This is a genomic window from Bifidobacterium crudilactis, assembly GCF_000738005.1.
GTDB lineage: Bacteria > Actinomycetota > Actinomycetes > Actinomycetales > Bifidobacteriaceae > Bombiscardovia > Bombiscardovia crudilactis.
In genome coordinates this window covers 497,555-521,830 of record NZ_JHAL01000002.1, presented here as the reverse complement: position 1 = coordinate 521,830, position 24,276 = coordinate 497,555, and the positions used below count along the sequence as shown (strand labels likewise).

Here is a 24,276-nt window from a genome sequence, read left to right as displayed (position 1 = left end):
ATGAGCATGCCTTCAGACGGGTCCAAACCCGCAAACACTCCGCGAAATTCCTCGCATCAGCCGTTGTCTCCGAAGAGGGACCCGCATTCCACAAGCGATGTGCAGGAGGGACGCTGGTCGACACGGAGAATCGCCATATACGCATTATTCGTGGCGCTGTCGATTGTGGCCAGCTTCATCGAACTGCCGCTGTTCCCGGCGGCACCGTATCTGAAATACGATCCTTCCGGCATCGTGTCGCTAATCTCGGGATTCGCCTTCGGGCCGATGGCGGCCGTTCTCGTCAGTATCTTGTCATGGGTGCCACACCTCTTCACCGACCCATACGGAACCTTGATGGCTGTTGCCGTGGCACTGTCGCTAAGCGTTCCCGCATCTCTCGTCTACCGCCGCGTACATACACGCAAGGGCGCCTTGCTCGGCATCATCGTCGGTTCGGTGTGCGCCTTGGCCGTGGCGATCATCGGCAACCTCATCATCACACCGCTCTATGCCAATATCTCGGTCAGCGCCGTGGCGACGATGATTCTGCCCGTCCTCCTGCCCTTCAACCTGATGAAACTCGCCATCCACGGCGTGGTGACCTTCCTGATCTACAAGCCGATTTCGATGCTCGTCCATCGCTGAGGTCGGTACGTATGAAGGAATCGTCAGATTCATCGTCATGCATCGTCAGTCTTCGCGATGTCGCATTCAGCTATGACCGCGGGCACACCTGGTCATTGCGTCATATCAGCCTCGACATCCACGCAGGCGAGCGCATCTTCGTCGTAGGGGCCAACGGTTCGGGGAAGTCCACACTGTCACGCATCATCGCGGCATTCGTCAGCCCCGATGCTGGGCGCGTATCCTATTTCGGTACGGAAAGCTTCGACGACGGTGCGATAGACGCCGAAAGCTATAGACAGGCCAGACATCGCATCGGCATGGTGTTCCAGAACACCGAGGACCAGATCGTCACCACGGTGACCAAGGACGATGTGGCCTTCGGGCCGGAGAATCTCTCCGTTCCACGCGATGAGATTATCGAACGGGTCGGGCAATCGCTGGAACAGGTCTCCATGGCGAGTTCCGCCCTGCGCGACCCCACGAAGATGTCCGGAGGACAGCAGCAGCGGGTGGCGATTGCCGGGGCTCTGGCGATGCATCCCGATCTGCTGGTACTTGACGAGCCCGAAGCCATGTTGGACAGCGAGGGCCGGCAGGATGTGATGCAGGTCCTTGATGAACTCTCATCGCGAGGCACCGCCATCGTGCATGTCACTCATGACGTCGAGGACCTCTCGGCGGCAGACCGCGTAATCGTTCTCGATCACGGGACGCTTATCGCGGACTGCCCACCTGCCTCGTTGCAATCCGCACTCGACAAATCATCGGGAGTGCATCATGACGCTCACATCCTCGATGCATGCGGTGTTCCGGGTATTTCAGACCTTCCCGATGCATCGCAATCCGGGCCAGTAGATTCCCTGCGTGAGCATCCGCAAGCCGCAAACGGCTTGAAGGGCCCCACCCCATTGCCGCCGTCCTCCATGTCCTGGCAGGCCGAGGTCTCCGAAGGGACGGTCATCTATGCCCGGCATGTCTCCTTTCGGTTCGGCGACGGGGATCACGATGCTCTACGCGATGTGTCGTTCCAAGCGCAGCGGGGCGAAGTCATCGCCATCGTAGGGCATAACGGTTCGGGAAAATCCACACTCTCCAGACTGCTCTATGTGCCTTGGCTGCCCCCACGACGGGCACCATCAGGGTCTGCGGAATCCCTGTGACCCGGAAGGGCAAAAGCGCCGGTCGCAAGGCACTCAAAGCTTTGCGGCACCGGGTCGGCTATGTCATGCAGCATCCCGAACGGCAACTGTTCGCGGACACGGTTGTTGATGACGTATCCTATGGCCCGAAGAACCTCGGGTATTCACCACAGGAAGTCCGTCACAGAGCAGATCAGGCGATGGAATTCCTCGGCATCGCGGGGCTGCGCGATCGCTCGCCATTCGAATTGTCAGGTGGCCAGCAGCGTCTGGCCGCCATAGCCGGTGTCATCGCCTGCACGCCTGATGTTCTGGTGATGGACGAGCCGACCGCGAACCTCGACTCCGCAGCAAGGACTCGTATGAACGCCCTGATAGAGGATCTCAGCGAGCGCGGCGTCACCATCATCATGACCACCCACTCACTGGAGGATGCCCGAACGCTCGCCCATCGCACTCTGTGGCTAGAGGAAGGCGAGGTCAAGGCATTCGGTGCCTCCGCGCAGGTGCTGAACGAGTACCGGCATCCGCTGTCCGCCACGCCCTCGACCGGGGCGAAGCACGACACATCGGCGACTCTGGACACCCATGGCCGCAGCCGCACCGATGTGACAGATGCCGGCACCGTGGGCGATGACCCGAAGGCTTCTTCGAGCTTCGCTCGCATTGACCCGCGAGCGAAAATGCTGGGATGCCTGGCGATGATGCTCACCGCCTTTTTCATCACCACTCCCTACCAGCTCGCCCTGGGCGCGATGATGACGCTTGTGGTCACGGCGGCGTCGCGTATCCCTCCCCTGCGCATTCTGCGTTCGGTTCGTGTCTTTCTGGCGATGTTCGTCATCATGGGCCTGCTCAACCTGCTCGTCGTGCATACAGGGACGATTCTCATGCAATGGGGGCCCCTGACACTCAGCAGCGGTGGGATGTGGAGCGCCGTGCTGTACACATGCCGCTTCGCCATGGTCATCATTCTTGGTGCGGTGGTCATGCAAACCACGACTCCGACACAGATGACCGATGCCTTCGAGTCTCTGCTCAAACCCTTCAAAATGCTGGGTATGCACACTCATGAGATTTCCCTGGTGATGTCTCTGGCTCTGCGATTCATTCCCATCCTCACCAAGGAAACTGCTTCCGTGATGGACGCTCAGGCGGCGAGGGGCGGCAGTGTGGAAAGCGGCGGTCCTCTGCAACGCATCAGAGCGGTCACCGCCATCATCGTTCCGGTGTTCGCCGGGACATTGCGTCATGCGGACAATCTCGGTCTTGCGCTTGACGCGCGATGCTATGAGGGCGGGGCCAATCGCACGCACCTGCGAGTGCTGCGGTTGTCGAAACGCGATGGCGTGTTCTCCGCACTGGTGGTCTGCTATATTCTGGCGCTGCTGGTGCTGTTATAAGAGTCCCCCCAATGAGATAACTGCACTAAAAGGACAGCTTTCCAGAGAAATTCTGGCTAATTTGCTGTCCTTTTAGTGCAGTTATCTCAACGTATCGGTTTCAAGCACCCATCAGACCGAACACCATCAGCATTCTTTACGGTCTTCATACTCTTAGGGCGTGAATCCTACGGGGACATATGACGATGCGTATTGTTGGTCGAGGAATTATCGCAGGACTCTGGCGGTTGGGGAACTGGCCCGTCCGAGGTCAGACCGCCAAAGCCATGCGACGCACCTAATCCGACGTTCATATCGGGGGAAGCAGGGGATGCATGCAACTTGCATGGAAGGAAATCCGCCACTCAAAGGGGCGTTACGCCTTGATACTGGCGGTTATCGTACTCGTCGGGTATCTGTCGTTCTTTTTGACAGCGCTGTCATATGGTCTCGCCCAAGCGAATCGCACATCGGTCGATGCCTGGAATGCGTCGAGCATCCTGCTGTCGGACGACGCGAACGGCAACCTCGTATCATCGTCAGTGACCAGGGCCGAGGAATCCAAAGTACTCGGCACTGACGCGAACACCGGCACCGACAATACCGGCAAATCCGGCACCAAGGACATCGAGCCGGTCAGTGTGCTGCAGGCGGTGACGAAAATCAAGGAGTCCGGAAGCACCAGCGGCGAAGGATTCAACACCGTGTTGCTTGGCGTGCGCGAGGATTCGACCCTCATACCGCAACTGGTGAGTGGACGCAACGCCGCCGACGAGAAGGAAGCGGTCGCCAGCGAAAGCCTGTCCACCAAGGACGGCGTCCAGCTCGGCGACAGCGTCAGCGTCGGCCGGGCCGGATACACCTACAAAATCGTAGGATTCACCAAAACCGCGGAATACAACACCGAGCCGGTGATCTACGTACGCAACGGCACCTTCACACTCCCCTCGGCCTATGCTTCGATGTCCTCGGATGCAAGCGTCACCGGAGCCACCGCCGATTCATCGAGCACCGCAACCGCCACCAGCGCCAACACCCAGCAGCAATCGACGCGGAATGCCGCAAGCGCAAGCTCCGATGACGCGGTCGTGGCCAGTGGTCTGGTCATTCGCGACGCCTCGGCCAAGGTCTCGGTGCCAGATGGCATGGTTTCACTCGACATGCAGTCCTTCATCAACAACATTCCCGGATATCAGGCGCAGGTGCTCACCTTCGCCCTGATGATAGGATTCCTGGTCGGCGTGTCCGCTCTGGTCGTGGGCATCTTCATCTACATCCTGACCATGCACAAGCGTCACCTCTTCGGAGTGCTCAAGGCGCAGGGCTACTCGAACAGCTTCATCTCCCGCTCGATACTCGCGCAGACGCTGATACTCTCCGTCATCGGCACGCTTGTCGGTCTGCTGCTCTCCCTGCTGACCATCGCCTTCATGCCGGTCACCGTTCCCATCACGGTAAGCACCTACTGGTTCGCCATCATTTCGGGCGTGCTGGTGCTCTTCAGTCTTATCGGCGCGGCGTTCTCCGCACGAGCCGTTTCATCCATAGACGCTATCGAGGCTTTGTCATGACCATCAAGAACACGAACGACGAACAGACGTCCTCCACCTCCACGGAGGTGCTCGCCTTCAAAGACGTCTACAAGGACTACCCGGACGGTGACACAACCGTGCATGCGCTCGCTCCCACCACCTGCACCATTCATGCCGGCGAATTCGTGGCCGTCGTAGGCCCCAGTGGCTCCGGGAAATCGACGTTGCTGACCATCATGGGAGGATTGCAGCAACCGACGGGCGGCTCGGTGAGTCTGGACGGCAAGGAATACTCCCGTATGTCGAGGAAGGAACTCGCGCAGCTTCGCTTCAGCACCGTCGGTTTCGTATTGCAATCCTCGAACCTGGTGCCTTTCCTGACGCTTGAGGAACAATTGAAACTCCATTCCTCCTATGCCCACGAAAAGTACGACGCCCGCCGCGCAGCAAGTCTGATGGAGGATTTGGATATCGAGAAACTCCGCGGAAAGTACCCCGACGAACTTTCAGGCGGCGAGAAGCAGCGTGCAGCCATATGCGTGGCCTTGTACGGACGTCCTGCGGTGATTCTTGCGGATGAGCCCACCGCCAGCCTCGACACTTCACGGGCGATGGGCGTTGCCGACATCTTCGCACAGGCCACGCGGCGGGAGCACACCGCAGTGGTGATGGTGACGCACGACGAGCGTCTGCTCGGCGAGTGCGACCGGGTACTCACCATCCAGGACGGCAAGTTGCAGGAAAGCACACCGGAACAGGCTTCACAGCAGGTCTGACCGTTCCTAGGTAGGTTTTGCGGCAAAGGGCGATATACGTGCCGGACGGTGTGTGCCTGTTGGACCATGGCACACACCGTTTCCTTATCGTTTCCTGGCGACTACCGAGAAGCTCAACGGAACGGACGGCATGTCTTCGGGCATACGCCAGCTGTCCTCGGATTCCGGTCCGTGCACCAGCATCGGCAACGCCTTCCAATCGATGTCCCGATGCTCGCCAAGGGCTTCTATACTCAGCCCGGCCGCCAGAAGGCAGGACGTAATCTCCTGGAAGTCGTGCGCCCAATTATGGTTGCGCGTATGGGTGATGCCGCCTTCGGAACCCGCGGTATACGATGAGTCCGAATCGTACGAGGTCTCCGTACCACTGAAATAGTCCTGCACGACCGTCAGTCCATCATTATCGAGGGCGAAGAGCATCGGGTGCGTGTCACGGATCATGAACACGCCGCCTTCGGTGAGCAAATCAGCGATGGACTGCGCCCAGTCCCGTAAATCAGGCAGCCAGGTAATCGTGCCGACGCTGGTCACCACCACATCGAAAGTGCCGCGCATCTCAGGCATCGCTTCGGATGCATATCGCGCATCGCTTTGCACGAAGTGAATCCTCTCCCCTGCCCGGGCGCAGATATCCCTGGCATAAGACAGCGACGTCTCGGAAAAGTCCAATCCCCATACTTCCGAAGCCCCAAGTCTGGCCCAGCTCAAGGTATCTGTTCCGATATGGCATTGCAGGTGCAGCAGACGGCTGCCCTCCAGCCCGTCTGCGGTGAGATGGGGTGACAGCACGGCCATGTCGCGGCGGACCACGGAGGAAATGGCCCTCGGGTCCTTCATGAAGGCCTGGATATCACCATAGGCACCATTGGGCGTTGTATCGCCGTCCGGTCGCGTGGCGTTCACCACTCCTTCGACGTGCACCGTGGCACGGTCGTTCCAATTGTCCATATTGTCGGCGATGTCCCGTGAATGATCCACGGATTGCGGTCTTGAAATATTCATCAGATGTTCCTTGATACGTATGTTGTTGTGTTGTGTGATGTTGCGGAATGCCGAGCGAAGCGCGACTGAAGGCAGGTGGTGCCGAATGCACCGGGTTGCACCGGACCGCACCGTCCGAATCTTAGGATTCGGCCGCGGTGCTACGTCTCAACGGACGTTATGGGTGCTCACATCTTCATACATACCAGGCGCAGCGAGTCTATCACATACGAAGGCTAATGCGGTTGTCACTTCGAAGGATTGGGAATTACACGAAGCATGCGGGCGTTCGCATCCGGTGAACCTTACCGCGGCTTTACACCATCAGCTGATGCGCATGTTTCATTCAGGCTGTGCGATAGTTGTTCATGGAGTCCGCTGTGTCTCCGTATCTATACCACCCAATGGCAAAGGCTTCACTATGGCTCAGGCACCATTTCGCGAGATGACGAATTGGCGACGCAACAGTTACCTGTTTCTGTTCAGCCAATTCATGACCGGCATCACCTCGATGATCGTGCAATACGCGATTATCTGGTATCTCACACAGGAATCGGGTTCGGCCACGATCCTGAGCTACGCCACGCTGCTGGCCATGCTGCCGATGGTGTTGCTCAGCCCATTCGTCGGAACCTTCATCGACCGGTGGAACAAGAAGGCTTTGCTCATCGTGCCCGACCTCGTGGCTGCCGCCTTCGCGGTCATTCTCTCCGTCGTTGGCACGCTGAATTCCACCTTCCCGCTTTGGCTGGTATTCGTCTCGCTCTTCGTACGTTCACTCGCCCAGGCCTTCCAGATGCCCACGATTCAATCGATTCTGCCGACCATCGTGCCGGATGACGAAATCACCAAAATCAACGGGCAACTCGGCATGGTGCAGTCCGCGACGATGGTCGTCTCCCCTGCCTTGGGAGCGCTGCTGTACGCCTTCATTCCCATCAACTATCTGATTCTCGCAGATGTTCTGGGGGCTGCGCTGGGCGTGGGCATACTGGCCCTCATCAGCATCCCCTCCAATCTCAGCAATCTGGTGGAGAAGCCACGGGTCATCGCCGATGCCGTATTCGGGTTCAAGCGGATTGCGAGCGCACGTGGGCTCTGGTCCATGCTGATTATCAGTTCGCTGTTCACCTTGATGTTCATGCCTGCCGCAAGCCTGTATCCTCTGATGACCTTCCAGTATTTCAAGGGAAGCGTGTTCCAGGCTGGTGTGGTGGAGATGGTATGGTCCATCGGTTCACTGGTCGGCGGCGCAATCATCGGCGTCTTCGGCACATGGAAGGACCGCATGCGGCCGGTGGTACTGGCGATTGGGGTATTGGGAGTCGCCTTCTCCTTGAGCGGCCTGCTTCCTGGGACATCGAGCGGATTCGTGCTCTTCGTCATCCTCAATGCCTTCGCAGGTATGGCGATAGCCTTCCCTAGCACGCTACCGATGGCGATGATTCAGCAGTCCTTCCCTCCAGACGAACTTGGCAGGGTGTTCGGGGTGTGCATGTCCCTTTCCGGGATTGCCGGACCAATCGGGTTGCTATTCGTCGGACCGTTGGCCGATGCGCTTGGAGTGGAATGGATTTTCGTGCTTTCCGGAGTCGGCTCGCTGTTCTGCGGGCTGCTGATGTTCGCCGTGCCCTCCACCCGCCTTTATGACAGACGGCTGCAGGCACGTCTCACGTCAATCCCCGCAGAAGGGCGTTTCGAGGACATATAATCCTCCGCGAAACACTGAATTCTTGCGGAGCTGCGTTTGTGTAGGGATTCACAGGTATTCATCCGATAATTGCAACTGAATTCGTTGGAATTGCAGCAAGGCCTCCTTCACGAGGGTCGAGTCACGCGAACAATCCCTACAGAACAGCATTCGCACCGCCAGAAACACGAAAACGGGCCACGAACAAGAGTTCGTGGCCCGTTTTCACTGGCGGAAATGGTTCAGCGGCTATTCGGCACTATCCGCCGTATCCGCGCCGGCGTCGTCTGCGCCGTCATCGGTGACATCCGCACCGTTCGAGGCCCCTGTCGAGGCTCCGACCAGTTCCGGCTTGTTGCCTTCGGCATCCTGTTCGAAGGGTTTGCCGGTGAAGGTGAATTCGCCGAGAATGCCTTCGCCTTCGGCATCGACCAACACATGCTCGTTGTCGCCCAGCTCGCCCAGCAGAATCTTCTCGGAAATCGCATCCTCGATATCCCGCTGAATGACGCGACGCAAGGGCCTGGCACCCAGCAGCGGGTCGAAGCCCTTCTGCGCGAGCAGATCCTTGGCGGCGTCGCTGAGTTCGAGAGACATATGACGCTCGAACAGACGGTCGTTGAGCTGCTTGACGTCCAGATCGACGATCTGACGAACCTGCTGCTCATTGAGCTGCTGGAACACGATGATGTCGTCGAGACGGTTCAGGAACTCCGGACGGAACTGCTGCTTGAGTTCGCTGGTGACCTGATCCTTCATCCGCTGGTAGCTGGTCTCGGTGTTGTTGCCGAGATTGAAACCGGTGTTGGCGGCACGGGCAATGTCCCGAGTACCAAGGTTGGTCGTCAGAATGATGATCGTGTTCTTGAAGTCCACCTTGCGGCCCTGACCGTCGGTGAGATGACCTTCATCAAGCACCTGCAGCAGCGTGTTGAAGATATCCGGGTGTGCCTTCTCGATCTCGTCGAAGAGCACCACCGAGAAGGGCTTGCGACGGACCTTCTCGGTCAGCTCGCCGCCCTCTTCGTAACCGACATACCCCGGAGGAGCGCCGAAGAGACGCGATGCCGCGTACTTCTCGGCGAATTCGGACATATCGACGCGAATCAGTGCATCCTCATCATCGAAGAGGAAAGACGCGAGCGTCTTGGCGAGCTCGGTCTTGCCCACACCGGTCGGCCCGGCGAAGATGAATGAACCGGCAGGACGCTTGGGATCCTTGAGCCCTACACGGGTTCTACGAATCGAACGAGACAGTGCGCTGACCGCTTCATCCTGGCCGATGATGCGCTTGTGCAGCTCACCTTCCATGTTGAGCAGCTTCTTCGACTCCGCCTGGGTGAGCTTGAACACCGGTATGCCGGTACTCGACGAAATCACCTCGGCGATGACGTCCTCATCCACGACCATACGCACATCGGACTCGCCCTCGCGCCAGGACTGTTCCTTCTCCTTGCGCTCGGTTTCAAGCTTCTCCTGGCCGTCACGCAATTCGGCGGCCTTCTCGAAGTCCTGGTCCTTGATGGCCTGGTCCTTCTGCTCGCTCAGCTTGGCGATCTTCTCGTCAAGATCGCGAAGCTCGGGAGGCGCGGTCAGACGCTTGATACGCAGTCGCGCTCCGGCCTCATCGATCAGATCGATGGCCTTGTCCGGCAGATTGCGGTCCTGAATGTACCGCGCGGACAGTTCGGCCGCCGATTGCAATGCACCGTCGGTAATCGTCACATGGTGATGGTTCTCGTAACGGTCGCGCAGCCCCTTGAGAATCTCGATCGTTTCCGCGACCGTAGGTTCAGGAACCTGAATCGGCTGGAAACGACGTTCCAGCGCGGCATCCTTCTCGATGTATTTGCGGTATTCCTCGGTGGTGGTGGCGCCGATGGTCTGCAGCTCGCCACGGGCCAGCATGGGCTTGAGCATATCGGATGCCCCGAGGGCACCGTCTGCGGAGCCGGCACCGACGATGGTGTGAATCTCGTCGATGAACAGCACGATGTCACCGCGCGTCTTGATCTCTTTGAGGACCTTCTTGAGACGCTCTTCGAAATCGCCACGGTACCGGGAACCCGCAACCATGGAGCCGAGGTCAAGCGAATAGACCTGCTTGCCCTTCAGCGTCTCCGGCACGTCTCCCACATGAATCTTCTGAGCCAGCCCTTCGACCACGGCGGTCTTGCCTACGCCAGGCTCTCCTATCAGCACCGGATTGTTCTTCGTGCGTCGGGACAGAACCACCATCACACGTTCGATTTCCGCACTGCGTCCGATTACCGGATCGAGCTTGCCTTCGGCCGCCTCCTGAGTGAGGTTGCGTCCGAACTGGTCCAGAATGGCCGAACCGGTCTGGCCCTGCTTGTTCTGCACGCTTCCGGCGTTGGCGAGATCAGCCTTCGCGGCGTCGGAACCTTCATGGCTGCCACGAATCAAATCAATCGTCGAGGTGCGGAGCTCACCGAGATCGACACCCATCTTGATGAGGACCTGTGTGCCGACACCCTCGCCCTCACGAATCAAACCGAGCAGAATATGCTCGGTGCCGATATAGCTGTGGCCCAGTTGCAGCGCCTCGCGCAAACTCAGCTCCAGCACTTGCTTGGCATGCGGCGTGAATGGGATGTGCCCGTTCGGGGCCGCATTCCCCTTGCCGATCATTTCCTCGACCTGCTTACGGGTGGCATCCAACTCCACACCCTTGGCAGCGAGCGCCTTGGCGGCGACACCTTCACCCTCACGAATCAGTCCGAGCAGGAGGTGCTCGGTACCGATGTAATTGTGTTGAAGGGCGCGAGCCTCTTCCTGCGCGAGCACGATGACGCGCCGCGCACGGTCGGTAAACCGTTCGAACATGCTTGTCCTTCCCTTTGAAACTGTCACTCACTCTACAGATTTGCGATGACGTTTATTCACGGCCGTTTCTCTATTGCGCTATGAACGCAAATTCGCGGTTATGCTGGTCTATATCAACCATTTTAGGAGGGTGATGGCGATGACGCATCAGAACGAGACCTACACAGGAACGGAACACGCCGCCACCGCCACCGAAGCCGACATCGTCGTTGGTGTCGATGGCTCCCGGGAATCCTTTGCCGCCTTACGCTGGGCCCTTGCCGAGTCCGTACTGAGCGAACAACGGGTGAACATCGTTTTCGGGTGGACGCGCTCGTGGGATCTCGGCGCCGAACCCCACGACGAAGAGGACTGGACGAGGGTCCGCGCAAGCATCATCAAGGTGCTCAACAGCTGGGTGTCCACCGAATGCGCCGACATTCCCGTTGACAGGGCTTCGCTGGTATTCACCCCGGTCAAGGCTTCAGGACCCGAGGCACTTCTCGAGATCGGGCATCAGGCGCAGCAGATCGTGGTCGGTCGACGTTCGCTCGGCCGTGTCGCGAGATGGTTCCTGGGTTCCACATCCGCTTCGCTCGCCGAGGACGCCACCGTGCCCGTCACCGTCGTCAGAATTCCGGCTGATGACGCCGAGCAGGTCGAACAGGATATGGAGCAGGCCTTCGTTGATGACCTTCCCAGCAACGTTCCCGACGCCGATGTGAAGAGCATGCAGAGACATGAGGAATATCAGGGTCAGCAGGCGCGCAAGGCGAAGTCCATCGTCGTCGGGGTCGACGGCTCACGCCTGTCCATGAAGGCCTTGGAATTCGCCGCACGCGAGGCCTCCCTGCACCAAGCCACGCTGCATGTGCTCTATTGCTGGCAGTTGAAGGAACTGGGAAATATCCCGGGTTACCAAAACGCAATCGCACCCATCGAAGTCGGGCAGCAGACAGCGGAGGATACACTCGCCGAACTCGTCGCCAAGGCCAGAATCCCGGATACCGTGACTGTGCGCACGCATGCCTTCCACATTTCGCCGGCGAAAGGGCTTATTCACGCAGCAAACCACACCTCATGGGTGATTGTGGGGTCGCGCGGATTGTCCGGTCTCGATGCGCATTTCCTGGGGTCCGTCAGCAGGCAGATGCTGACGATGACCGACTGCACGGTTACCATCGTGCGCTGAATACTCCGCCTGAGACCGAATGGCGTCTCACTCGGTCTCCGAGGTCGTACCGGAGTCACCATCTGTCTGTTTGGTCGCCTTCGACGTACGGCGAACCGTCTTCTTGCGAGGAGTAACGTCCCCAGTCGCTTTCCGCTTCGATGCCGTGCGTGTTGCGGTCGGGCTGGCGGACTCGGCCTCGATGGACTCCAGTATCTCGACTTCCGGAAGCTCCGTATCCGAAGCCGGCTCTGACGTCGTCGGTGAGAGTTTTTCAGCGCCTAAGACCGCGACGGGACTGCGCCTGACGATATCGACATGAACATCGTCATAAGCAGGTTCGGATTGCACCCACAGCGGGCTTGCCTCGGCGGCTTCGATTTCCGAATGCTCGCCGCATCCGTGGTCCAAAGAGACGACCTTGCCGTCATCGGGGCTCCACTTGTTCGCGCATACGGCGAACATCCGCCCCAACTCCCCCTGCAATGGAATCAGGAACCCGCATTCCTCGCAGGTCAGTCCATCGGCGGTCTTTGTCGACAGAGACTTCGGCCCATGTTGACCTGCATACCAGCGTTTCGTTGTTTCCGCCCTGCCTTCTGCGGTCATGACATGCGATCTGGTCAGATGGAAGGCGACCGCGGCATCCGCCAAATCCTCGGCATTGCGGGAGAACTCCTCGGATGTCGCCTTATCGTCAGCCGATATGGATGACGACACAGTGGAGGATACCGATGTTGAAGATACCGTCGAGGAGGATTCCGAAGCGCCTTCCTCTTTCTCGGCCGCACCGGCGTCTGCCGCACTTCCGTCATCCGCCACACCGTCAGTTGGCGACTGAGAATCGGCGCTCTCCAAGCCGGCACCCTCATGAATCTGTCGTTCGGCACTCTCAAGGACGTTTTCGGGCAAGCCCTGTTCGATGCGCGGATCGTCCGCTTCCGTTCCCAGGGAATCCGTCACCGATAGGTCCTCGGGACGCAGACGGTCCTTCCATGGAATCCACTGCGGAGGAAGCAACGCACCCTCGGCGGGTATCAGCGAGGACTCGTCCACGGTCCAGCTGTCGAGTTCCTCGTCGTGGAACAGGGTTACCGACCACTGCCAGTTCTCGTATCCACGTACCCGCGAAGCGAAACGAAAATCGGTGATATTGTCGCCGTCATCATGGGCGACGACGAATTCACCCACTTCATCGGGCTCCGAGGCAACGTCTAGCGCCACTGATTTGGCAAGCTCTTGCGGGCCGCTGAGTTGTTGAGACATCTGTCACACCTTCGATGGCGATGATTGTTGTGATGACGCCGGGATAATCAGTCCTGAACGTCGAAGTTATCGGCGACCGCACGCAGCAATGTCGCCAGCTTCCTGGAATCGGCGGGTGCCGGATAGTGATGTCTGCGCAAACCGTTGCCTGCGGAGTCGAGCAGCTTTATCAGGTCCTCGACGATCGCGGCCATGTCATCCGGCTTCGGCCGAGTCGCCTTGATAACCGACGGTGCGGGGCCGACCACAGTGAGGTCAAGGGCCTGCGGGCCTTTTCTGCCTTCCGCCACCGAGAACTCCACCTTCGCGCCCTTGCGTAGGGTCGATACGCCTGCGGGCAACGCGCTTGAAGGAAGAAAGACATCTTCCCCGTCGTCGCCGGTTATGAATCCGAAGCCTCTGGCGGCATCGAACCAACGTACTTTCCCGCTGGGCATATCTACTCCTCACTGCAATCTGAATCGGCACACACCACATGTGTGTTCGTATAGGAAAACCGAATACCCAGTCTAGCGCAAGCCCAGACTCGATGCATGTTCTCTCATGGTCAACTCCTGCGAGAGCCGGAAGCCTCTACGAACCGTGCCTTGCGGTCTTATCGAGGCCTGTATCAGCGCCGTCACCTTGCATCCCCTCAGCTTGCGGCTCCTGCAGTCCCTGTACGCCACGGGAGTCGTAAACCGAGCCTCCGCTTACATCCCTCTGTGAATTCCCGGCATTCGATGCGGATGGAAGTGCAGACGACGCTGACTCCTGCTGCTGTGCCGGTGACGGTGAAGACACCTTTGACCGTGCCTGTGCCTTGGACTGTGCCTTAGCCTGGGCTTTGGCGTTCTGCCTGGCTTTTCGACCGCCATAATTGTCGGAGGATGACGTCGCCGTCGGGGTCTCATGCCGCTCCTCGACGCCCAAGGGCAACACGACGGTGAAGGTCAACCCTCCGCCGGGGGTCTGCGTCGCGCATATCATGCCCTGATGCGCCTTGACCACCGAGAAGGCAATGGCCAGGCCCAGACCGGTACCACCCTTCTCTCTGGCACGGGAGGGGTCAGCCGTATAGAATCGCTCGAACAACTGATGAAGCGAGGCTTCAGGCACCCCGGGTCCATGGTCGGAGAACTGCACCACGGCATACCTGGTACCCATGTTGTTGCCCTGGCCGACCTCTGCGGCCTCGATGAAACGCGCAAGCGAAGACGCCTTCGATGGGAGTCTTGACAGCGCCGCCGCGCTGATGGAGGCCGGCATGACGCCCAACCCCACGCGCACAGGCGAATCGCTCGGCGTGTAGCGATGGATGTTTCCCACGATATTGGTGACCACCTGACGGAGCCTGGAAGGGTCTCCGGGAATGGTGACATCGGGGACGGTGCCCGAAGAGAAGGCGAAGGAGGGACCTTCACTTGATTCTTTCTGCACCATACCGAATTGCGGATGTCCGGTCGAAGCCTTCCTGTTCAGACTGGCCAGGCCGGTCACATTGTCCTCCGGCGCAGGACCGTGAATGGAGAGCGTGCCGAAAGCTATGTCCCTGCTTGGATCGAGAGCATGCAAATCGTCGACCGCGTCGTTGACCACTGAGCTCAGACGCACCTGCTGATGCACATCGATGCCGCGCCCCTCGTCCAGTCTGGCCAGCGACAGCAAATCCTCCACCAGAATGGCCATCCTGGTACTCGACGCCTCGATATGCTGTATCGATTCATCCGCGCGTTCCAGCGCACCAGGATAATCCCGTTGCATCTTGTACAGTTCCGCATAGCCATGGATGGCCGCCAAAGGAGTACGGAGCTCGTGGCTGGCATCAGAGACGAAACGTTTCATCTTCTCCGTCGTCTCGGTCTGCTCGTCGAAGCTCTGTTCGATGCGGGCGAGCATCGCATTGAGCGATGTGGACAAGGAACCGACCTCGGTATTGTCGGGAGCAGGCGGAATACGTTGCGACAGGTCACCGGCCGCTATCTGGGCCGCCGTTTTCTCAATGCGTTTCAGGGGCAGCAGGGTTCGTTGTATCGTCAGCATCGCCAGCAACGCGCCAAGCAGGACGATGCCGATGCCGACGAACAGACTGTATCTGGTCAGAGTCTCCGTGGTGTCCAACTGGTCGCTCAGGGACAGACCGATGAAGAGCACGCCATGCGAAGAATCCTGATCGCTGCTCTGCCCCTGTATCTGCCACTCCAGTGCGACGACACGCCATGGAGCATTGGCCATCTTCAGGGTCGCGCTATCCGACTGGTTGTGGTCGGCGCTCACGTTCACCGTCGCAGTCGTGGTGAAGGGCTGCCCTATCTGAATGCTTCCCATCGAACCCGAAGCCGGCAATGCAGGAGATGAGGTCACTCCCGAAGACAGTGTCGGGGTCAATGCGGTGGTCATGATCTGATAGTTGGCGTCGCGAATCTGCAGGTAGTAATCGGTCGGACCCACTCCGCCCTTGCCGTTGTCTTCCTGACTGAGCTGACGTATGTTGTTGAATATCAACGATGCCTGGCGCGTCAACTGCTGATCGGTCTTGTCCAGCAGATATCCGCCCACCAGATAGCGTATGGCGAAGGTGATGCCCAGAGTCCCCATGACCAGCACGACGAGGGTGCAGGCCACGAGCTTGGTGCTCAGAGGAACTGCATCCAGCTGCCTCATCACAGGTCTGCGGATATGTTCCGACCACCTGTGCAGGCTGTCCTTGACGTTGGAGAGCCCGGTGCTTTTCGCATGGTCGGCGTTTGATGAAGATGCGGATTCGCCGCGCTTCGGCTTGTTCACTGTGCGCCCGATGCGGTTTTGGGCTCTCTGATCATGTAGCCGATGCCACGCTTGGTCTGAATCAAAGGCACCACTTTCCGTGCTTCCCCGTTATCGTCGGTGGTTTCGATACCGTCGACTTTTTTGCGGAGATACGAGATGTAGGATTCGACGATGGCCGCATCCCCGCCCCAGTCGTATTGCCAGACATGATCAAGAATCTGCGCCTTGCTGAGAACCCGGCCCTCGTTGTCCATCAGATACCTCAGCAGCTTGTATTCGGTAGGACTCAGATCTATGGGCTGCCCTGCCCTGGAGACATCGTGGGAATCCTCGTTGATTTCCAGGTCACCCACACGAATTATCGGATCGTCCTCCACCTGCTCGCGAGTTCTGCGCAGAATCGCCCTGATTCGCGCCACGACCTCCTCAAGGCTGAATGGCTTGGTCACATAGTCGTCTCCACCGACGGTAAGGCCCATCACCTTGTCCTGAGTGTCATCCCTTGCCGTCAGGAAAAGCACCGGTGCGTCGATGCCTTCCTGTCTGATTCTCCTGGTGACCGTAAAACCGTCGATGTCAGGGAGCATGACATCGAGAACGATGAGGTCAGGCTGAACCTTCTCGATAACCTCTATGGCTTGGGAGCCGGAGGCCGCGGCGTTCACCTCGAACCCCGCGAAATGCAGCGAGGCCACCAGCAGCTCACGGATCGAAGGCTCATCATCCACGACAACAATTGATGCTTCTATAGGCTTAGTCATGGTTTATAGCTTGACCCGATTCTCTGGAGGTTTCCTGAATGCCATCTGAATTGTTCTTGGAATCGCACACGTCATGCTCCGAAATGAGTCGCGGCAATGGGTCGAAGATAAGCCATTCGATGGCTTGATAGCAGGAAGGCCGAGAACGTGAGTCCCCGACCTTCTGCCACTCCTCTCCGCCACCACCCCAGCCCGCATACCCATCCGGGCATCCGCGATGCAGAAGCCTGAAGCTGCACGCTATGCGACATGCTTGGACTCATCCGCGCTGATGTCTGCCCTATGTTCGGATTCAGCATCGGCCGACGTGGATTGCGGCGACAAGCTGTGCTGTTCGGTGGAAGCTGAATCAGCCCGCATGTCGTCCCGCCGCCCTGTGTTCTGATGTTCAGCGGAATCCTCCTGCCGCTGGTTCTCTCGCCGTGAACGATTCTGACCTCTGCCGTCGCGCGGGCGGGAAGCCCTTCTCTTCGACTGTCTTTTCGTCGGAGCCTTGGACTCCCGCCTTGACCTCCGGTTGTCGCGCGTACGTCTGCCATCGTGCGTTCCGGCCTCTCCTTTGCGCTTTCGACGCTGGTGGAGAGCGAACATCACGCAGGCCGCAATCAGCAGAATCACCAGCACCGCGATGAAAGCCGTTGTCCCCAGATGCTGGGCGGTGGAATTCGTGGAGGTTTGTTTGATCTGAGTGAGCGTGGTCATCATATCTATCGCTGAATTCGCCCAATCAGGTGTGCTGCCTTCGGTGATTGGCTTCAATGCGGCATCCGAAAGCTCATCCACCGTCGACTGTTGCTGCAACCACTGTTCCGAATTGCCGGAAACCGCTACGACCAGATTGCCGTCTTGCGATGCCACCGCCAGCAGCACGGTGTTGACCGGAGGGTCCGTGGATTCGAGTACGGCGCTGGTCCACTTCTCAGGATTGCTGTTCCCGGAGAATGTCGACAAGTACAGCAGCCGAACCGTCACGCCGGTATCGCTTTTGGTCTTCGCAATCGTATCATTCACCAGACTGGCTTGCGAACCCAGAAGATTCTGGGTGTCGGTGATGGAATCGGTGACGGTCATACCGCTGTCACCGTTCTCCCCTGTTGAGGACGACGAGGATGCCGAAGGCGTTGCGGAAGCACTGTCGGAGGGACTCTCATCGGCAAAGGCCTGCGAGGAAAGCAGCGCGGGGAAGCATGCGATAAGCACCGTCATCAGGCATGCCGTCGCGCGCAAGCGCCACTCCGAAACGTGTTTGCCGGCGTCATTCGCAAGGTCTGTACGCCCAGCAACCGCCGACGGCATCGCGTGCGTCAATCCTGCACCACGCGCTCCACCCTCATGGGCTCTACTGGTGGCACATTCGTCCACAGCGGTGCAATCCGTGCTTGAAGAATCCCAACGTGTCATACCCTCCACCATAGCGGTTGTGCACGCACCGCGGCTGAATTATTCAACTTCAGCATCCATGTGGAACAACAAGGAGTGATGATGAGCAGTTATCAAGTGGATTCGGAACGTATATTGACGTCAAGCGCCGCCGTGCAGAATTCCATCGAAGCCATACGTGATTCGGTGCAAGGCATGTATGGCAACCTGCAGGGTCTTGAGGGCATCTGGACCGGCGCCGCCGCAACGCAATTCACGCAACTTTCCCAGCAGTGGCGCAATGCGCAGAATCAGATGGAGCAATCCCTCGAAGCCATCCAGCATGCACTCGCCCAGGCTTCATCGCTGTATGCGGAGGCGGAGAGCCAGGCGACCATGCTGTTCGCAAACTGAGCACTCCGCAAATACAGCAGTGCGGCACCCCGATGGGATGCCGCACTGCAATCTACGACTCAACCGTGTAAGCGGTTGCGGTTGCTACGATCAGTAGCCCATGTCAGGAGCTGCGGGTGCAGCCGCTGCCGGTGGTTCCGGCTTGTTCGCCACCACGGCTTCGGTGGTGAGGAACAGTCCGGCGATCGAAGCGGCGTTCTGCAGGGCGGAACGCGTAACCTTCACAGGGTCGGCAACGCCTGCCGCCAGCAGGTCGACATATTCGTTGGTCGCCGCATTGAAGCCTTCACCGTCAGGGAGCGAACGCACCTTGTCGATGACCACGTCACCGGAAAGACCGGAGTTCTGGGCAATCTGCTTGATAGGAGCTTCGATTGCGCGGAATACGATGGACGCGCCTGTGGCTTCGTCACCCTCAAGAGCCACGCTCTGCTCTGCCTTGGCGGAAGCCTGAATCAGCGCCACGCCGCCTCCGGGAAGCAGACCTTCCTCGATGGCAGCCTTCGCGTTGCGAACGGCGTCCTCGATGCGATGCTTGCGTTCCTTGGCCTCGACCTCGGTTGCTGCACCGACCTTGATAACCGCGACACCGCCGGCCAGCTTGGCCAGACGCTCCTGCAGCTTCTCACGGTCGTAATCAGAATCGGTGTTCTCGATTTCGGAACGAATCTGCGAGACGCGAGCCGAAACCTCGTCCTTGGAGCCGCCACCGGAAACGATGGTGGTCTCATCCTTGGATACGATGACCTTCTTGGCGGTACCGAGCACCGAGGTATCGATGGACTCGAGTTTGAGACCCAGCTCCTCCGAAACGACCTGTGCGCCGGTGAGGATGGCCATATCCTGCAGCATCGCCTTACGACGGTCACCAAAGCCAGGAGCCTTGACGGCGCAGGAATTGAAGGTGCCACGAATCTTGTTGAGAATCAGGGTGGGCAGAGCCTCACCGTCGACATCCTCGGCAATGATCAGCAGCGGCTTGCCGGTCTTCATGACCAGCTCGGCGATATGAACCACATCCTGCTGGCTGGAGAGCTTGCCCGAGGTGAGGAGGATATAAGGATCATCCAGAACCGCGGTCTGCTCATCGGCATTCGTGACGAAGTACGGAGCGATGTAGCCCTTGTCGAAACGCATACCCTCGGTGAATTCAAGATCCAGACCGAAACGGTTGTTGTCCTCGACGGTGACCACACCATCCTGACCGACCTTGTCCAGAGCTTCGGCGATCTTCTCGCCAACCTCGGGATCGGCTGCGGAGATCGTTGCCGTCGCGGCGATCTGATCCTTGGTCTCAACGTCCTTAGCCGCGGAAATCAGCTCCTTGACGATGGCGTCGGAAGCCTTCTCGATGCCGCGACGAAGAGCGATGGGGTTGGAGCCCGCAACGACGTTCTTCAGTCCTTCATGAACGAGGGACTGCGCCAGAACGGTAGCTGTCGTGGTGCCGTCGCCTGCGACGTCGTCGGTCTTCTTGGCGACTTCCTTGACGAGCTCAGCACCGATGCGCTCGTAAGGATCGTCCAGGTCGATCTCCTTGGCGATGGAAACACCATCGTTGGTGATTGTCGGAGCACCATAGGTCTTGTCCAGAACGACGTTCCGGCCTTTAGGCCCCAAGGTGACTTTTACGGTATCAGCGAGCTTATCGAGACCCGCGAGCATTCCCTGACGAGCTTCCTCGTCATAAGCAATAATCTTTGCCATTGTTTCCTCCATAATGGCTTGAGGTATACGTACCCACCCAAGTCAAGAGGATAACCAGACCGTCAGCTGCCGGATTATCACTCTCACTCCTTGAGTGCTAAATCAGAGATTAGCACTCTGCCCGAGAGAGTGCCAACTACGCGTGCTGCGAACACTGCTTCATGCTGAGTGCCAGCGATAACTTGTTGGTGTCGCGTTTACTGCTATTCATAAAAAGAACCGTATAGAAATCTACCTTGTATATGTACGTATACAAATGGTATTGTATACGTACATATACAATGAGTGGCGTATCCGTCCATATACAACGTTGATGCAGGGGGCTTGCGTGTCCATAATTATCAGAACCATGTACGACATCGGATTGGCCATTCGGCAGCGTCGCGAGCAGCTGGGATTATCCCAAGAGGCTCTGGCAGCTCTGGCAGGAGTTTCGAGAAGTTGGCTGGCCAAGGTCGAGACAGGAAAAACTTCATTCGATTTCCGTATGGTGTTGATGGTATTCAGCGCACTCCAGTTGAAATTGGAGGCAAGCAGTGAATAACCGACGACTGCATGTGTGGATGGACGGTATATTCATCGGGATATTACAGATGTCAGCCACGGGTGCACTGTCTTTTGAATATGACAGCGAGTACGCCGCCAACCCTGATGCCACCCCAGTTTCGCTATCAATGCCTTTGCAAGGTCGCAACTTTGGCAATCGAGTGGTCAGCGCCTTTCTCCAAGGTCTACTACCCGATAATCCAAACGCGCTGGAGTCAATGGCGCGCAAGTATCAGGTTTCCAAAGATTCGCCTTTCGCGATGCTCAGGCATGTCGGCTGTGATGTTGCAGGTGCGCTGCAAATTATTGGCCCAGAAGAGCAGTCGGATGACGCTAATGCAGATAGAGCAATGGTGACGGCTCTTGATGATGCCGCTTTGACGCAAGAGTTACACAACGTCATCAACACGTATGACAATGGCGCAATATTCCAAGGTGTGCAACGTATGAGCCTAGCGGGAACACAGGCGAAGCTGGGAGTCTCACAAACGAAGGACGGCGGATGGGCACTTCCGTCGCGTGGTGTGCCAACTACGCATATTTTCAAGCCCCAGCGCGTTGGGCAAACCAGTTTCCCTGAATCAGACATTGTGGAACTGTTTTGTCAGCGAGTCGTCAGCGCAGCAGGGATTCCCGCTGCTTCAACAACTCTGTGGAATTCAGAGGACGGATCGGTAAGGGGTATCGTCTCTGAGCGCTATGACCGACTGCGGATGCTCGATGGCACCTTTCGCCGAACGCATCAGGAAGACTTATGCCAGGCATTATCTGTCCAGCCTGCTAAAAAATATCAACGTGATGAAGGAGGACCGGGTATCGGGCAGATCGGACGACTGCTCACGACTAAGATTTCTCCCATCGACACCGGAATCGTGACTCGACAGTTTCTCGTAGCGCTCACCGCCAACGCCGCACTGCTGAATACCGATGCCCATGCCAAGAATTACTCGCTTATGCTTGCGGGTCCCTCGGTAAAGCTTGCGCCAATGTATGATGTGCTGTCCTTTGGTGCATTTCTTCAAGACGGTGTTCATCCTCTGTTCCCCATGAAATTGGGGAAGGGATTCGATTTGGAACAGGTATTTCCAAAGACCATGGTTGGCGAAGCAGCACGGCTCCGTATAGGAAAAGACGAGGCTGAGACAATCATCAGCAAGACTCTCACCGGAATCGATATGGCTCTCGACCATACAGCGGAGGAGATGGCACAGTTTGATTATGACGGCATTATTACTCGAACCGTTGAGGCGATACGCGAGCATTCCGCACTGCTCAAGTCGTGTCGAGAAGCATAGGCCCAACATTTTGCCGTATAGCCCTTGTCTCATATCCCCTGTCGTATAACCCACCGAATAGGATTTTGGGCATGAAAAAAGGCCCCGGACGATGCCCGAAGCCTTGATCAGGACGATGCCCGAGGAATCTCAGATCTTGGAGACCTTAGTTGCCTGGAGACCCTTGGCTCCCTGCTCTACCTCGTACTCGACCTTATCGCCCTCATCAAGAGATTTGAATCCATCTGACTGGATAGCGGAGAAGTGAACGAATACGTCCTCGCCACCGTCATCGGGGTTGATGAAACCGTAACCCTTGCCAGCGCTGAAGAATTTCACAGTGCCTTGTGCCATAACTAACTTCCTTAGAAAATGTGCCGCTTCACGGCAGAGGCGAAACTCACCGCTTCTTACCGGTCGGCTTAACCATTGTAAGCGAGTTTCGTCAGGAAACGCCGAACGGACACTAATTCATCAAAACTACGACAACAGGCGCCGAAATGCTGGATGCCTGCGAAACGGCCGAAATCCCCAGCGAGCTTGCCACATTCTCCGCAGTCGCTTTATCCGTCTCGTTCTGGTACCAGACGACGCTGGATGAGGGAAGCGTGCCGGAGGGGTTGCCTGCAACCACATTGCTGTATCCGGCCTGGGTCAGCACGGTCTTCTTGCGCGCGGCGTAACCGCTGGTACCGGTGCCGTTGATAACCCTGATGCTGGTGGCTTTGTTCACACTCTGCGCGGCGCTGCTCGACTCCGAAGCGGAAGCGGATGCGCTTTCGCTGTCCGAAGGCTCTGACGATGCTGATGAGCTCGCATCGTCACTGGCAGAGGAAGAGGATTCGGCCGAAGAGGATGACGACTCGGCCGCACTCGAAGAGGCCGTTGAACTGGCTGCAGTGCTCGAACTCTGCGAACTATCCGCAGAAGACCAAGGCAGTTTGAGATTGTTGATGCTTCCCGAGAACAATCCCCAGGCCAACAAGCCCATAAGCGCAGCTACCACAAGCACCACCACATAAGGTATGAGCCTGATCGCCAGAGAACGCGACCCTCGATGAACACCCACCGGCCCCGCGGGCGGGTTATCGAAATCATCAGGCGTGTACGACTCATGTGCGTCACCCGTGTTGCGCTGCTGTGTCATGTAAACTCCTCATTCGGCTACACCCGAGTGTAATGGGATATCCGGTCAAGCATCTGCGGTCCGATACGTGCAGCATATGCATGCGCCGCACCGACACCGCTCATTCCTGTCTACATACTACTGTGGGTGGCATGACGGAGACCATCAACACCCATCCCAAGGCACTGAGCGAACTCATAGACCCAGGATGGGCCCAGGCCCTTGGAGACGTCGAAGATGACATTCACCGCATGGGTGACTTCCTGCGTCAGGAGCACGCACAAGGCCGCCAGTATCTCCCAGCCAGCAAGAACATTCTGCGCGCCTTCACGATTCCCTTCGACGATGTCAAAGTACTGATCGTCGGACAGGACCCCTACCCCACTCCCGGTCATCCCGTCGGTCTGAGCTTTTGCGTCGATCCGGCAGTGAAACCGCTGCCCGGCAGTCTACGCAATATCTTCAAGGAGCTTCAGGACGACCTGCACGTCGCACAACCCTCCAACGGCGATCTCACGCCATGGACACGCCAGGGGGTCATGCTGCTCAACAGATGCCTCACCGTGGCAGTAGGGGCGCCGGCAAGCCATCGCGGCAAGGGCTGGGAGCGAATCACCGATGCCGCCATCACCGCATTGAACAATCGACGGGATGCGACAGGACAGGTCAAGCCTCTGGTCGCCATCCTCTGGGGTCGCCAGGCACAGAGCCTCGCGCCTCTGCTCAGCAACGCCGTCATCCTTGCCTCACCCCACCCGAGCCCCCTGTCGGCGCGGTACGGCTTCTTCGGCTCCCGCCCCTTCTCCAAGGCGAACGAGGCCTTGGCATCGATGGGAGCGGATCCAGTCGACTGGCGTTTGCCGTAATGCAACGCACCCGGCCAAATCAGCACCACGCAGCGATGAGATATGAGATACCTGCATCATTAGTACAGCGATGCAGCATGCATTCTCGAAAAGGCTGTCCTGG

The 24,276-nt window shown here is 58.2% G+C and carries 19 protein-coding genes and 1 pseudogene; 10 read left to right on the top strand and 10 right to left on the bottom strand.

Going from position 1 to position 24,276, the window contains the following annotated elements:
• The 4 genes and pseudogenes from DB51_RS04460 to DB51_RS04445 all read left to right on the top strand — a co-directional run bounded on the left by DB51_RS04460 (position 1) and on the right by DB51_RS04445 (position 5,438).
• On the top strand, positions 1-627 hold the full coding sequence (locus DB51_RS04460) for an ECF transporter S component (protein ID WP_084674553.1): 627 nt from the start codon (positions 1-3) through the stop codon (positions 625-627).
• Positions 628-638: 11 nt separating this feature from the next.
• Positions 639-3,151: pseudogene (locus tag DB51_RS10600) on the top strand (energy-coupling factor transporter ATPase).
• Between the two features lie 314 nt (positions 3,152-3,465).
• On the top strand, positions 3,466-4,701 hold the full coding sequence (locus DB51_RS04450; RefSeq protein WP_034252162.1) for an ABC transporter permease: 1,236 nt from the start codon (positions 3,466-3,468) through the stop codon (positions 4,699-4,701).
• Positions 4,698-5,438: an ABC transporter ATP-binding protein gene (locus DB51_RS04445; RefSeq protein ID WP_051867274.1), complete on the top strand. Its 741-nt coding sequence runs from the start codon at positions 4,698-4,700 to the stop codon at positions 5,436-5,438. Before DB51_RS04450 ends, DB51_RS04445 begins: the two co-directional genes overlap by 4 nt.
• Before the next feature lie 84 nt (positions 5,439-5,522).
• On the opposite strand, the gene DB51_RS04440 is transcribed toward DB51_RS04445, so the two are convergent.
• A complete protein-coding gene (locus tag DB51_RS04440) occupies positions 5,523-6,440 on the bottom strand; it encodes a class I SAM-dependent methyltransferase (protein WP_034252160.1) in 918 nt (305 codons plus the stop codon).
• Positions 6,441-6,840: 400 nt separating this feature from the next.
• Between DB51_RS04440 and DB51_RS04435 the strand changes: the two genes are divergently transcribed.
• Positions 6,841-8,130, top strand: coding sequence for an MFS transporter (locus DB51_RS04435; protein ID WP_034252158.1), 1,290 nt, complete (start codon positions 6,841-6,843; stop codon positions 8,128-8,130).
• A gap of 228 nt (positions 8,131-8,358) precedes the next feature.
• Here the strand turns inward: DB51_RS04435 and DB51_RS04430 are convergent, their stop codons facing one another.
• Positions 8,359-10,956, bottom strand: a complete 2,598-nt coding sequence (locus tag DB51_RS04430) for an ATP-dependent Clp protease ATP-binding subunit (protein WP_034252155.1) — start codon at positions 10,954-10,956, stop codon at positions 8,359-8,361.
• A gap of 139 nt (positions 10,957-11,095) precedes the next feature.
• Here DB51_RS04430 and DB51_RS04425 point away from each other — a divergent pair, with 139 nt between their 5' ends.
• Positions 11,096-12,127 (top strand): universal stress protein, encoded by a 1,032-nt coding sequence (locus tag DB51_RS04425; protein ID WP_034253761.1) that lies wholly within the window; start codon positions 11,096-11,098, stop codon positions 12,125-12,127.
• A 27-nt stretch (positions 12,128-12,154) separates the two neighbouring features.
• Here the strand turns inward: DB51_RS04425 and DB51_RS04420 are convergent, their stop codons facing one another.
• From DB51_RS04420 to DB51_RS09740, 5 genes are all read right to left on the bottom strand, one after another.
• Entirely contained in the window at positions 12,155-13,372 is a 1,218-nt protein-coding gene (locus tag DB51_RS04420; RefSeq protein WP_034252153.1) for a DUF3027 domain-containing protein, read from the bottom strand.
• A 47-nt stretch (positions 13,373-13,419) separates the two neighbouring features.
• The gene (locus tag DB51_RS04415; protein ID WP_034252151.1) at positions 13,420-13,809 is read right to left on the bottom strand and encodes a cold-shock protein; all 390 of its coding nucleotides are present in this window, start codon (positions 13,807-13,809) and stop codon (positions 13,420-13,422) included.
• A 136-nt stretch (positions 13,810-13,945) separates the two neighbouring features.
• The gene (locus DB51_RS04410) at positions 13,946-16,015 is read right to left on the bottom strand and encodes a sensor histidine kinase (protein ID WP_084674701.1); all 2,070 of its coding nucleotides are present in this window, start codon (positions 16,013-16,015) and stop codon (positions 13,946-13,948) included.
• Positions 16,016-16,134: 119 nt separating this feature from the next.
• On the bottom strand, positions 16,135-16,881 hold the full coding sequence (locus tag DB51_RS04405; protein ID WP_034252149.1) for a response regulator transcription factor: 747 nt from the start codon (positions 16,879-16,881) through the stop codon (positions 16,135-16,137).
• Between the two features lie 240 nt (positions 16,882-17,121).
• On the bottom strand, positions 17,122-18,282 hold the full coding sequence (locus tag DB51_RS09740; RefSeq protein ID WP_156958224.1) for a hypothetical protein: 1,161 nt from the start codon (positions 18,280-18,282) through the stop codon (positions 17,122-17,124).
• A gap of 81 nt (positions 18,283-18,363) precedes the next feature.
• Here DB51_RS09740 and DB51_RS04395 point away from each other — a divergent pair, with 81 nt between their 5' ends.
• Positions 18,364-18,654, top strand: coding sequence for a WXG100 family type VII secretion target (locus tag DB51_RS04395; protein ID WP_034252147.1), 291 nt, complete (start codon positions 18,364-18,366; stop codon positions 18,652-18,654).
• A 90-nt stretch (positions 18,655-18,744) separates the two neighbouring features.
• Here the strand turns inward: DB51_RS04395 and groL are convergent, their stop codons facing one another.
• Complete coding sequence (groL, locus tag DB51_RS04390; RefSeq protein WP_034252145.1) at positions 18,745-20,361, bottom strand: chaperonin GroEL; 1,617 nt, start codon at positions 20,359-20,361, stop codon at positions 18,745-18,747.
• 328 nt (positions 20,362-20,689) lie between these two features.
• On the opposite strand from groL, the gene DB51_RS04385 reads away from it, so the two are divergent.
• Together DB51_RS04385 and DB51_RS04380 are read left to right on the top strand one after the other, a co-directional pair.
• Complete coding sequence (locus tag DB51_RS04385; RefSeq protein ID WP_162174621.1) at positions 20,690-20,905, top strand: helix-turn-helix domain-containing protein; 216 nt, start codon at positions 20,690-20,692, stop codon at positions 20,903-20,905.
• Positions 20,906-20,924: 19 nt separating this feature from the next.
• On the top strand, positions 20,925-22,202 hold the full coding sequence (locus DB51_RS04380) for a HipA domain-containing protein (protein WP_051867271.1): 1,278 nt from the start codon (positions 20,925-20,927) through the stop codon (positions 22,200-22,202).
• A 129-nt stretch (positions 22,203-22,331) separates the two neighbouring features.
• Here the strand turns inward: DB51_RS04380 and DB51_RS04375 are convergent, their stop codons facing one another.
• Entirely contained in the window at positions 22,332-22,535 is a 204-nt protein-coding gene (locus DB51_RS04375; protein WP_033496639.1) for a cold-shock protein, read from the bottom strand.
• 112 nt (positions 22,536-22,647) lie between these two features.
• Positions 22,648-23,328 (bottom strand): LytR C-terminal domain-containing protein, encoded by a 681-nt coding sequence (locus DB51_RS04370; RefSeq protein WP_034252143.1) that lies wholly within the window; start codon positions 23,326-23,328, stop codon positions 22,648-22,650.
• A gap of 131 nt (positions 23,329-23,459) precedes the next feature.
• Here DB51_RS04370 and DB51_RS04365 point away from each other — a divergent pair, with 131 nt between their 5' ends.
• Positions 23,460-24,173 carry a uracil-DNA glycosylase gene (locus tag DB51_RS04365; RefSeq protein ID WP_034253746.1) on the top strand — a complete coding sequence of 238 codons (714 nt, stop codon included), beginning with the start codon at positions 23,460-23,462 and terminating at the stop codon, positions 24,171-24,173.
• Positions 24,174-24,276: the final 103 nt, after the last annotated feature.